General features: G+C 74.1%; 3 protein-coding genes and 1 pseudogene. 2 read left to right on the forward strand and 2 right to left on the reverse strand.

Annotation, left to right across the window (positions count from 1 at the left end; genetic code table 11):
* Window positions 1–90: 90 nt before the first annotated feature.
* The gene (locus AC51EU_RS04730) at window positions 91–1,410 is read right to left on the reverse strand and encodes a UDP-glucose dehydrogenase family protein (protein ID WP_496265357.1); all 1,320 of its coding nucleotides are present in this window, start codon (window positions 1,408–1,410) and stop codon (window positions 91–93) included.
* Between the two features lie 289 nt (window positions 1,411–1,699).
* Here AC51EU_RS04730 and AC51EU_RS04735 point away from each other — a divergent pair, with 289 nt between their 5' ends.
* On the forward strand, window positions 1,700–2,485 hold the full coding sequence (locus tag AC51EU_RS04735; RefSeq protein WP_496265358.1) for a TetR/AcrR family transcriptional regulator: 786 nt from the start codon (window positions 1,700–1,702) through the stop codon (window positions 2,483–2,485).
* A 296-nt stretch (window positions 2,486–2,781) separates the two neighbouring features.
* On the opposite strand, the gene AC51EU_RS04740 is transcribed toward AC51EU_RS04735, so the two are convergent.
* A complete protein-coding gene (locus AC51EU_RS04740; protein WP_496265359.1) occupies window positions 2,782–3,975 on the reverse strand; it encodes a cytochrome P450 in 1,194 nt (397 codons plus the stop codon).
* Window positions 3,976–4,216: 241 nt separating this feature from the next.
* Between AC51EU_RS04740 and AC51EU_RS04745 the strand changes: the two are divergent.
* Window positions 4,217–12,907: pseudogene (locus tag AC51EU_RS04745) on the forward strand (type I polyketide synthase); the annotation flags it as partial.

Below are 12,907 nucleotides of genomic sequence, written 5' to 3' on the forward strand. Positions count from 1 at the left end.
TCGTAGAGCGTTCTTCGGAGATTTCGGTGAGGGGAGCGAGGCAGGGGGGTGTCGCGGCCGCGCGGACGGGGCACGGGCCCGGTGTGTACGTCAGGCCACCCGCGCCGGCGTCGCCGCGCGCCCCAGGCCCTGCCAACTCAGCCCGGCCCGTGCCAGCCGGTCCGCGTCCAGCAGATTGCGGAAGTCATGGACCTCGTGGCCGGTCATGCGGGCACCGATCGCCGCCCAGTCCAGCTCGCGCAGTTCCGGCCACTCGGTGAGGACCACACAGGCCGCGGCCCCCTCCGCCGCCCGCACCGGGTCGTCGACGAGGTCGACCAGATCGCTGAGGTCCGGCCGCTCCTCGCGCAACGCCGGGTCGTACGCGGTGAGTTCGGCGCCCCGCTCGCGCAGCAGCCGGGCGACGGCGAGCGCGGGCGAGTCGCGCAGGTCGGAGGTGCCGGCCTTGAAGGTCAGGCCGTACAGGGCGAGCCGCACGCCGCGCAGCGAGCCGTCGGCGCGGCCGCAGGCGGCGGCGAGGCGTTCGACGAGCTGGCGCTGGTGGACGACGTTGGTCTCGATGGTGGCGCTCAGCAGCGGGAAGTCGACGCCGGCCTGGTCGCAGGCGGTCAGCAGGGCGTGGGTGTCCTTGGGCAGGCAGGAGCCGCCCCAGCCGGGGCCGGGCCGGAGGAACGCGTCGCCGATGCGCGGGTCGCGCCCGATGCCCTCGGTGACGTCGGTGATGTCGGCACCGAAGCGTTCGCAGACGGTGGCGAGGTTGTTGGCGAAGGACAGCTTCATCGCGAGGAAGAAGTTCGCGGCGTATTTGGTCAGTTCGGCGCTGGCGGGGTCGGTGAGCACCAGCGGCGCGTCCAGGTCGGCGTAGAGGTCGGCCAGCCGCCGGCCGGCGTCACGGTCGGCGGCGCCGATCACGATGCGGTCGGGATGCCGGAAGTCGTGGACGGCGCGCCCCTCGCGCAGGAACTCGGGGTTGCTCACCACGGCCACGTCCGCCCGGCCGAGCAGCGCGGCGACCCGCTCGCTCGTACCGACCGGCACGGTCGACTTGTTGACCACGACGCAGCCGGTCGGCAGCACCTCGCGGATCTGGCCGGCGACGGCCTCCACGGCGGCGAGGTCGGCCGCACCCCCTGCCCCCATGGGGGTGGGCAGGCACAGGAACACCACCCCGGCCTCGGCCACGGCGGCCGCGGTGTCCCCGGTGAACTCCAGCCGGCCCGTGTTCAGACCGTCCTGCACCGCTTCGGGGAGGTCCGGCTCCAGGATGTCCACCGTGCCCTCGCGCAGCCGCGCGACCTTGTGCGGGTCGGCGTCCGCGCACACCACGAGGTGGCCGAGAGTGGCGAGGCAGGCGCCGGTGGTCAGTCCGACGTAACCGGTTCCGATCACGGCAACGCGTTGCTCAGACATAGGTGTTCACCTTTCCGGTCATGGCGGTGCCCACCTGCGACGGCGGCGGTGGTGCGCGACGGGGCGCGGCCGCCGCGCCGGGCGGGCGGACCGGTCACGGATGCCCCCGTGGTACCGCCCTGGCATGGCAGGCACTTAAGTCATCAATCGTTGAACGACTTCAGGTATGGCATCTGACGGGAATTAAGTCAACGATCGATGACATCAGGCCGATGACTTTGAGACACGCGCCGTACCCTGGAACATGAACCGACGGCGGATGGGGCACGAATGACGGAGGTGCGGTGACGTGACGGCAGTGCAGAACGGCGAGACGTCGAAGGAAGTGGTCCGCAGGCGCTCGGCCTCGGCCACGCGCACCGCGCTCAGGGTCGCCGCGTCCTTCCGCTTCGGCAAGTACGGCTACGAGGGCACCAGCGTGCGGGACATCGCCGGTGACGTGGGCGTGGACGCCGCCCTCGTCTACCGCTACTTCGGTTCGAAGGCGGCACTGTTCAACGACGTGGCCTGCACCGGCAAGATGTTCGAGCCGCTGTTCCAGGAGCCCTTCGAGGCGATCCCCGACTGGTTCTGCGCCCTGCTGCTGGGGGAGCCGAGGGAGGACGGCTTCCCGCACCCGGTGCTGTCCGTGCTGCGGTCCTCCGGCCGTGACGAGGCGGTGGGGCGCTTGCGCGCCGAGTACACCGAAGTGTTCTCCACACGCCTGGCGGCCCGCCTCGGCGGACCCGACGCCGATCTGCGCGCGGAACTCCTGGCGGCCTGGGTGCTGGGTACCAGCCTGATGCGCACGGAGATCCGCTCCCCTGCCCTGGCCTCGGCGCCGGACGCCACACTGGAGCGGTACCTACGGGCCGGCCTGGAGGTGCTGATGGGCCCGGCCCCGGAGCGCGACGGCGACGGGACGGCCGACGCCGGGGACGCCGGCCGCGGCGCGACGGGACACGAGCCGTACGACGCCTCCCCGTGGCCCGGCGCGCACGAGGTGTGCGACGCGCACGAGGCGTGTGCCCGTGAGGAGGGCGGACGCCGGGCCGGCAACGACTGCCCCGACAACTGCCCCTTCCGCCAGGACTGACCGGAGCCACGGCCCCGCCCTGAACCCCACGCCACCCTCGTCCTCGCGGCCCTGATCAGCTCCTGCCCTTGGCCGGAAAAGCACTCTGCGGTGGCCATGGCGCCACGCACCCGCGAGGGAGCGGTGGAAGGGCCGGACGCGCAACCTTTGCCGCCCGCCACCTGCCTCGGACGTACCCGTGGGCGCCCCGGCCCCCGCCACGCGCATCGTGCCGAAGGCGGCCCCGGCCGCGGCCCAGGTCCGGCGCCGGCACGCCTGGGCGGGCGGTCGGACCCGCGGAGCCCGGGGCGCCGCCCCTACCAGGTGACGCGGAGTTCCGCGAAGCCCCCCGAGAGCTGGCCCTCCTTCTGGCGGAGTTGTTCCACGGGGATCTCCAGGCGGAGGCCGGGGAGGCGGGTGAACAGCCTGGTGAACATGGTGGTGAGTTCCAGGCGGGCGAGGGGGGCGCCGATGCAGTGCCAGATGCCGTGGCCGAAGGTCAGGTGGGGGTTGGGGGACCGGGTGACGTCGAAGTTCCCCGGAGTGGTGAAGGCGCGCTCGTCGAAGTTGGGCAGGCCGAGGTCGAAGAGGACCAGGTCGCCGGAGCGGATCGTCACCCCGCCGAACTCCATGTCCTCGCTGGCGTAGCGGGGCGGGAGGACCGAGCCGCCGGCGCGGGCGGTGCGCAGGACCTCCTCCACGGCGCGGTTCATCACCTCGGGGTCGGCCAGTGCGGCGGCGCGCTGTTCGGGGTGGGAGGCCAGCAGGGCCACACCGTTGTCCATGATGCTCGCGACGCTGTCCAGGCCGGCGAACAGCAGGCCCGAGGCGAGGTGTGTGACGCGGTCCTCGGGCAGGTCGCCGTCGTTGAGGCGGGAGATGAGGTCGGGGCCGGGCTCGGCCTTCTTGTACGCGACCAGCCTCTCGACGTACGCGGTCAGGTCGGCCTGTGCGCGCAGGGCGCTGTCACGGTCGTCCAGTTTGGCGATGCCGGCGAGCAGGGTGGTCAGTTCCTCGCGGCGCTCCGGCGGGACGCCGATGACCTCGCAGAGCACGGTGAGGGCGAACGGCACGGTGAGTTCGCCGTGCAGGTCGCCGGGCGGGCCCTGGGCGAGGAACGCGTCCAGCAGGGTGTCCGCGGCCTCCTCCACCTTCGGCCGCATCTCCGCCACGCGCCGGGCCGAGAACAACGGCGTGAGCAGGCGCCGGGTCTCGGCGTGCTGCCGGCGCCCGGTCTCGGCGTCGGCGTCGCTGATCAGCAGGTCCAGGAACGGGCTGCGGACGTACTGCGCGGCGGAGGCCGGATCGGGGTGCGTGCGGCCGATGCGCTCGTCGTGCAGCAGCTGCTTGAGCTCGGCGTGGCGGGTCACCAGCCATGCCTCGTCCCCGGCGGGGGTGCGCACCTTGTGGATCGGCCCCCGGTCCTGCAGGGCGCGCAGGAGCGGGCTCAGCTCCAGCGTCTTGGGCGCTTCGAGACTGAGGCAGGGCAGGTCGTGGGAGGCGGCGGTCATAGGGAGGCCCCTTACGTGTACTTCGTGACGTGACGCGCGAGGAGTGACGCTAGCGACCCGGGGACCGGGAAATCCCTATACATGGCCGCCGCCGGACGGCCCGCCCTGTGGCGGGGGAGCCGGCCGTCATCTAGGGAAACCCGCAGTCCACCTTGACGAAGATGGCGGGGAAACGGTCGGACGTGCGTGTCGGCGCTCTGTGCCCCAAGGTCCGGCATCCCACCGAACGATTGGCGTTCTGATGTCGAACGAGGAGAAGCTGCGCGAGTACCTCAAGCGCGCGATCGCGGACCTTCACGAGACCCGTCAGCAACTGGACGAGACCGAGGCGAAGCAGCGGGAGCCCCTCGCGATCGTCTCGATGGCCTGCCGCTTCCCCGGCGGCGTCCGCTCGCCCGAGGAACTCTGGGACCTGCTGCGCGACGGCGTCGACGCGATCTCCTCCTTCCCCCGTAACCGTGGCTGGGACCTGGACACGCTCCACCACCCCGACCCGGACCGCCAGGGCACCACCTACGCCCGCGAGGGCGGATTCCTGCACGAGGCGGGCGAGTTCGACGCCGGATTCTTCGGGATATCCCCGCGCGAGGCCCTCGCCATGGATCCCCAGCAGCGGCTGCTGCTGGAGACCGCGTGGGAGGCGGTCGAACGGGCCGGCCTCGACCCGGAGTCCCTGGCGGGCAGCCGCACCGGTGTCTACGTCGGCACCGGCCACGGAGGGTACGACGCCGAGGGTGGCCGGCGTGCCGCCGAGGTCGGCGGGCACCTGCTGACCGGCAACCACATCAGCATCGCCTCCGGCCGGATCTCCTACGTCCTGGGCCTGGAGGGCCCCGCGCTGACCGTGGACACGGCCTGCTCGTCGTCGCTGGTCGCCCTGCACCTGGCCGCGCACGCGCTGCGGCGCGGCGAGTGCTCCATGGCCCTGGTCGGCGGCGCGACCGTGATGTCCACACCGCAGATGTTCGTGGAGTTCGCCCGGCAGCGCGGGCTGGCCCCCGACGGCCGCTGCAAGCCGTTCGCGGCCGCCGCCGACGGCACCGGCTGGAGCGAGGGCGTCGGCATGCTGCTCGTGGAGCGGCTCAGCGATGCCGTACGCCACGGCCATCCCGTCCTCGCCGTGCTGAAGGGCTCGGCCGTCAACCAGGACGGCGCGTCCAACGGCCTCACCGCCCCCAACGGCCCCTCCCAGCAACGCGTCATCCGCCAGGCGCTGAGCGGCGCGGGCCTCGCCGCCGCCGACATCGACGTCGTGGAGGCGCACGGCACCGGCACCACCCTCGGCGACCCCGTCGAGGCGCACGCCCTGCTCGCCACGTACGGGCAGCAGCGTCCCGCCGACCGGCCGGTGCTGATCGGCGCCATGAAGTCCAACATCGGGCACACCCAGGCCGCCGCCGGTGTCGCCGGCGTGATGAAGATGGTCCTGGCGATGCGGCACGGGCAGCTGCCCGGCACCCTGCACCTGGACGAGCCCACCGGGCACGTCGACTGGGACGAGGGCCACGCCCGGCTCCTCGCGCGGGCCGAGCCCTGGCCGAGCACCGGCCGCCCCCGCCGCGCCGCCGTCTCCTCCTTCGGCATCAGCGGCACCAACGCCCATGTCGTCCTGGAGGAGGCGCCCGCCCCCGAGGCCGCACCGGACCCCGGGCCGGCCGCCCGGCCGGGCGTACTGCCGTGGATCCTGTCCGCCCGCACCGGAACCGCCCTGCGCGCCCAGGCCGAACGCCTCGGCCGCCACGTACGCGAGCACGCCGGCCTCGAACCGGCCGCCGTCGCCCGTGCTCTCGCGGAGAGCCGGGCCCTGATGGAACACCGCGCGGTACTCGTCGCGCACGACCGGGAGGAGTTCCTGCGCGGCCTGGACGCCCTCGCCGAAGGGCGCACCGCCACCGGTCTGACCGCCGGCGTCGCCGCCAGGACCACCACCGCGTTCCTCTTCGCCGGACAGGGCTCCCAGCGCCTCGGCATGGGCCGCGCACTGCACGCCGCGTACCCGGAGTTCGCTACCGCCTTCGACGCGGTGTGCGCCGAGATCGACCCGCACCTCGACCGGCCGCTGCGCGAGATCGTCTTCGCGGAGGAGGGCAGCGCCGAGGCCGCTCTCCTCGACCGGACCGCCTACACCCAGGCCGCGCTGTTCGCCCTGGAGACCGCCCTGTTCCGGCTCGTCGAGTCCTGGGGCGTCACCCCCCGGTTCGTCGCCGGGCACTCCATCGGCGAACTCACCGCCGCCCACGTCAGCGGCGTACTGACCCTCCAGGACGCCGCACGGCTGGTCGCCGCGCGGGGCACCCTCATGCAGGCACTGCCCGAGGGCGGCGCCATGATCGCGGTCCAGGCCACCGAGGAGGATATCCGCGCCCAGCTCGCCGGCCGCGAGGACCGCGTCGCCCTCGCCGCCGCCAACGGGCCCGACTCCTGCGTCGTCTCCGGCGACGAACAGGCCGTCACCGAGATCGCGGCCCACTGGGCGGCGCGGGGCCGCCGCACCAAGCGGCTGCGGGTCAGCCACGCCTTCCACTCCCCGCACATGGACGGCATGCTGGAGGACTTCCGGCGCGTCGCCGACGGCCTGACCTTCCACGCCCCCCGCATCCCCGTGGTGTCCACGGTGACCGGCGCGCTCGCCACCGAGGACGAACTGCGCTCGCCCGCCTACTGGGTACGGCAGGTCCGTGAGGGGGTCCGTTTCTGCGCCGCCGTCCGCGCCCTGGAGGCCGAGGGCGTCACCACCTTCGTGGAGATCGGCCCCGGCGGCGTCCTCACCCCCATGGTCCAGGACTCCCTGACCACCCTCGACGAGCCCGTTCTCGTCCCCCTCCTGCGCACCGGCCGCCCCGAGGCCACCGCCCTCACCGAGGGCATCGCCACCGCCTTCGCGCACGGCGTCCCCGTCGACTGGTCCGCCCTCCTGGGCCCCACCGGCCCCACCCGCGCCGACCTGCCCACCTACGCCTTCCAACGCCAGTGGTACTGGCTGGACCCGGCCGCCCCCGACGACGAGAACCCCGGCGCCGAAGCGGGCGAGGCCGGATTCTGGGCCGCCGTCGAACGCGAGGACCTCCAGGAACTCTCGGCCGTCCTCGCCATCGACGGCAGCGAAGCCGACTCCCTCGGCAGCCTTCTGCCCACCCTCTCCTCCTGGCGCCGGCAGCGCAGGACCCAGGCGGCCGCCGACCGCCTCAGCTACCGCACCCACTGGACCCCGCGCACCCCCGCCGACGGCCCCACCGCCACCGGCCACTGGCTCGTCGTCCTCCCCGACGGCACCACCGACGACCCGTGGACCACCCGCCTCCTGGACCTCCTGCGCGACCACGGCCTGCACACCGACGTCCGCGAACTGCCCGGCACCCACGACCCGTTCGCCCTGCCCGACACCCCCCTCGACGGCGTGCTCTCCCTGCTGGCCCTCGACGAACGCCCCCACCCGGAACTGCCCTCCGTACCCCGCGGCCTCACCGCCACCACCGACCTGCTGCGCACCCTGGAGAGCGCCGGTGTCCAGGCGCCCCTGTGGTGCGTGACCCGTGGCGCCGTCGCCGTCGACCGGCACGAGGCACCGACGAGCCCCGTCCAGGCCCAGACCTGGGGCCTTGGACGGGTGGCCGCGCTGGAGTTCCCGCAGAGCTGGGGCGGGCTCGTCGACCTCCCCGGCACCCTGGACGGACGGGTCGTCCCCGCCCTGCTCAGCGCCCTCGCGGGGGGCGAGGACCAGATCGCCGTCCGCCCGGCCGGGGTTTACGCCCGCCGCCTGGAACGGATCACTCCCGGCGGCGACACCGGCGCCCGGTGGAGCACCCACGGCACCGTCCTGGTCACCGGCGGCACCGGAGCCCTCGGGACCCAGATCGCCCACTGGCTCGCCGACGCCGGCGCCGAACACCTCGTCCTCGCCGGCCGCCGCGGCCCGCGGGCCCCCGGCGCACCCGAACTCGCCGCCGCCCTCACCGACCGCGGCGTCAAGGTCACCCTCGCCGCCTGCGACGCCGCCGACCGCGACGCCCTGGCCGCCGTCCTCGCTGACATCCCGCCCCACCTGCCGCTGACCGGCGTCGTCCACGCCGCGGGCGTCCTGGACGACGGTGTCCTGGACGCGCTCACCCCCGAGCGCTTCGAGACCGTACTGCGCCCCAAGGCACGCGCCGCACAGAACCTGCACGAACTCACCCGGGACCTGGACCTGGACCACTTCGTGCTGTTCTCCTCGATCGTCGGCGTCCTCGGCAACGCCGGACAGGCCAACTACGCGGCCGCCAACGCCTACCTGGACGCCCTCGCCGAACAGCGCCACCGGCAGGGCCTCCCCGCCACCTCCGTCTCCTGGGGCCCCTGGGCCGGCCAGGGCATGGCCACCGACAGCGACGCCGCCGACCGGATGAGCCGCGACGGACTGCTGCCCCTCGCCGCGGCCCCCGCCCTCGCCGCCCTGCGCCAGGCACTCGCCCAGGGCCTGACGCACGTCACCGTCGCCGACATCGACTGGAGCGCGTACGCCCCCGCCCTCACCGCCGTCCGCCCCAGCCCTCTGATCGGCGACCTCCCCGAGGCGCGCCGCGCCCTCGGCCCCGCGGACGGCCCCCGGACCGAACGCTCCCCCCTGCGCGACCGGACCGCCGCTCTGCCCCCCGCCGAACAGGAACAGGCGTTCCTGACCGTGGTCAGGGAAGAGGCCGCCCACGTGCTCGGGCACCCCTCACCGGACACCGTCGATGCCCGACGCGCCTTCCGGGAGCAGGGGTTCGACTCGCTGATGGCCGTCGACCTGCGCAACCGCCTCTCCGCAGCGGCCGGCCTGCGACTGCCCGCCACCCTCCTCTTCGACCACCCCAACGCCGAAGCCGTCGCCGCCTACCTGCGCGCGGAGGTGCTGGGCGGCGAAGGGCCCGCCACCGCAGTCCAGGCGTCCGCCGCCGCCCTTGACGAACCGGTGGCGATCGTCGGCATGGCCTGCCGCTTCCCCGGCGGCGTCGACTCACCCGAGGCCCTGTGGCGGCTGCTGGCCGAGGGCCGCGACGCCATCACCCCGCTGCCCGACGACCGCGGCTGGGACCTGGACCGCCTCTACCACCCCGACCCCGACCACCAGGGCACCACCTACGCCCGCGGCGGCGGCTTCCTCGACGGCGTGGCCGGCTTCGACGCGGACTTCTTCGGCGTATCCCCGCGCGAGGCCCTCGCCATGGACCCGCAGCAGCGGCTGCTCCTGGAGACCACCTGGGAGGTCCTCGAACGCGCGGGGATCGCCCCGGAGTCCCTGCGCGGCAGCGGCACCGGCGTCTTCGTCGGCACCAACACCCGCGACTACGTCACGGTCCTGGACACCGCGCGGGACGAGGTCGGCGGACACCGGCTCACCGGCAACGCCATGAGCGTCGTCTCCGGCCGGGTCTCCTACACCTTCGGCTTCGAGGGCCCCGCCGTCACGGTCGACACGGCCTGCTCGTCCTCGCTCGTCGCCCTGCACATGGCCGCGCAGGCACTGCGCCAGGGCGAGTGCTCCCTCGCGGTCGCCGGCGGTGTGACGGTGATGTCCACCCCGTCCTCCTTCGTGGAGTTCGCCCGGCAGCGCGGACTGGCCCCCGACGGCCGCTGCAAGCCGTTCGCGGCAGCCGCCGACGGCACCGGCTGGAGCGAGGGCGTCGGCCTGCTGCTGGTGGAACGGCTCAGCGATGCCCGCCGCAACGGCCACCAGGTGCTCGCCGTCGTCCGCGGCTCGGCCGTCAACCAGGACGGCGCCTCCAACGGACTCAGCGCCCCCAGCGGCCCCTCCCAGCAGCGCGTCATCCGGCAGGCCCTGGCGAACGCCCGGATGGACGCCGCCGAGGTCGACGCCGTGGAGGCACACGGTACGGGCACCACGCTCGGCGACCCGATCGAGGCCCAGGCACTGCTGGCCACCTACGGCCGGCAGCGGCCGGCGGAGCGCCCGCTGCTGCTCGGCGCGGTGAAGTCCAACCTCGGGCACACCCAGGCCGCCGCCGGAGTCGCCGGCGTGATGAAGATGGTGCTGGCGATGCGCAACGGCATGCTGCCGCGCACCCTGCACCTCGACGAACCCACCGGCCACGTCGACTGGACCACCGGAGCGGTCGAACTCCTCACCGCGCACACGCACTGGCCCGAGACCGGCCGCCCCCGGCGCTCCGCCGTCTCCGCGTTCGGCATCAGCGGCACCAACGCACACGTGATCCTGGAACTCCCCCCGGCCACCGCACCCGAAGCGCCCGCCACCGACCCCGACGGCACGGCACCGCTGCTGCTCTCCGCCAAGAGCGAGAGCGCCCTGCGTGCCCAGGCGGCCCGGCTGCGCTCCCACCTCGACCGCACCCCCGCGCCCCGGCTCACCGATGTCGCCCACACGCTGACGACGCACCGCACGGCCTTCGCCCACCGCGCCGCGGTCCGCGCCGACGACCACGGCACCGCCCTGCGCGCCCTGAAGGCCCTGGCCACGGGCAACGCCGACCCCGCCGTGGACACGGGCACCGTCGGCACCGGCCGGGACGCCGTCCTCTTCACGGGCCAGGGTTCGCAGCGTCTGGGGATGGGCGGTGAGCTGTACGGTCGTTACCCGGTCTTCGCGGAGGCGTTCGACGCGGTCTGCGCCGCCCTGGACGCGCACCTGGACCGTTCCCTGCGGGACGTCGTCCGGGGCGAGGACGCGGAGCTGCTGAACCAGACCGTTTATGCCCAGGCCGGACTGTTCGCGATCGAAGTGGCGCTGTACCGGCTGGCGGAATCCTGGGGTTTCCGCCCGCGGTACGTGGCGGGGCACTCCGTAGGGGAGATCGCCGCCGCCCATGTCGCCGGAGTGTTCTCCCTGGCCGACGCCTGCGCGCTGGTGGCGGCACGCGGACGGCTCATGCAGGCCCTGCCCGCCTCAGGCGCGATGGCGGCGATCCGCGCCACCGAGGAGGAGGTCCTGCCGCACCTCACCGACGACGTCGCCATCGCCGCCGTCAACGGCCCCCGGTCCACCGTGGTCTCCGGCACCGAGGCCGCCGTGCTCGCCCTCGCGGCGCGCTTCGAGGCCGAGGGCCGCAAGACCAACAGGCTGCGGGTCTCGCACGCCTTCCACTCGCCCCTGATGGACCCGATGCTCGCCGACTTCCGCGCCGTCGCCGAGGGCCTGTCCTACGGCGAGCCGGAACTGGCCGTCGTTTCCCACGTCACCGGCGCACTCGCCACCCCCGACCAGCTGCGCAGCCCCGAGTACTGGGTGACCCACGTCCGCGCGGCGGTACGTTTCGCCGACGGTGTCCGCGCCCTGTGCGCACAGGGCGTGACCCGCTTCCTGGAGCTGGGCCCCGACGGCACCCTCTCGGCCATGGCACGCGAATCGCTGCCGGACGGCGCCGACGACACCGTGCTCGTCCCCGCCCTGCGCCGCGACCGCCCCGAGGAGACCACCCTCCTCGCCGCCCTGACACAACTGCATGTGCACGGCGCGGAGATCGACTGGAGCGCGTTCCTCGCCGGACGGGACGCACGCCCCGTCGACCTGCCGACGTACGCCTTCCAGCACCAGCGGTTCTGGCCGACCCCCGACCACACCCGCACCGGGGACATCGGCGCCGCCGGCCTCGAAGCCGCCGGACACCCGCTGCTGAGCGCCGCCGTGGAACTGCCCGACGGCGAAGGACTGCTGTTCACCACGCGCCTGTCACTCGCCTCGCACCCCTGGCTGGCCGGGCACGTCATCATGGGCTCGGTGCTGCTGCCGGGCACCGCGTTCGCCGAACTCGCGATCCGCGCCGCCGACGAGGCCGGCTGCGACCGCGTCGACGAACTGACCCTGGCCGCCCCGCTCGTCCTGCCCGAGCACGGCGGCGTCCACCTCCAACTGCGCGTGGGCCCCGCCGACGACACGGGCCGCCGCACCCTCTCCGCCCGCTCCAGGGCGGAGGGCGACGGCGACCACCCCTGGGTGCAGCACGCCACCGGCGTCCTCGCCACCGGCCCGCAGCCCCCCGCGGACGACATCGACTTCACCACCGCGTCCTGGCCCCCCGCCGACGCGGAGCCCGTCGACCTGACCGACCTCTACCCGCGCCTGGCCGACCGCGGATTCGCCTACGGCCCCCACTTCCAGGGCCTGCGCACCGCATGGCGCCGGGGCGACGAGGTCTTCGCCGAGGTCGCCCTGCCCGCCACCGCCGAGGACGAGGCACCCGCCTACGGCCTGCATCCCGCGCTGCTCGACGCGGCCCTGCACGTCGTCACCTTCAACGGGATCGACCAGCAGGTCGTGCCGTTCTCCTGGGAGGGCGTCTCGCTCCACGCCTCCGGCGCGGCTGCCGTACGGGTCCGCGTCACCCGGCACAGCGGCGACACGGTCTCCGTCGACGTCGCCGACACCACGGGCGAACCCGTCGCCTCCATCGGCACCCTCGTCCTGCGGACCGTCTCCACCGACCAGTTCGCGGGCAGTACGCACCCGGTCGTCCGCGACGCGCTGTTCCGTCTCCAGTGGGACCCGGTACGCCTGGGTGCGGCCGGGAGCGTCGCATCGCTCGACGCCTTCGCCGGCGCGGACACGATCCCGCTCGGCGCCGTCGACCGCTTCACGGATCTGACGTCCCTGGCCGGGGCCGGACCGCTGCCGGAGGTGGTCCTGGCACCTGTGACGGCCGCCGGGTCGGGAGGCGTCGTCGAGGCGGCGCATGCCACGGCCGCCGGGGCACTGGAGCTGCTTCAGTCGTGGCTGGCCGATGACCGGTTCGCCGCTTCGCGCCTGGTGTTCGTCACCCGGGGCGTCCACGCGGGCGCGGATCTCGCGGGTGCGGCGGTGTGGGGTCTGGTGCGGTCGGCGCAGTCGGAGAATCCGGGGCGCTTCGGGCTGGTGGATCTGGACGATGACGCCGATGTGACGCTTCTGCCGAGGGCGTTGACGTCGGACGAGCCGCAGCTGCTGGTGCGTGGCGGG

This window comes from Candidatus Streptomyces philanthi, from assembly GCF_059553635.1.

Bases quoted from the DNA above. Each gene is read 5' to 3' on its own strand.
- AC51EU_RS04740 (WP_496265359.1), bottom strand. From the start codon at position 3,975: ATGACCGCCGCCTCCCACGACCTGCCCTGCCTCAGTCTCGAAGCGCCC.
- AC51EU_RS04730 (WP_496265357.1), bottom strand. From the start codon at position 1,410: ATGTCTGAGCAACGCGTTGCCGTGATCGGAACCGGTTACGTCGGACTG.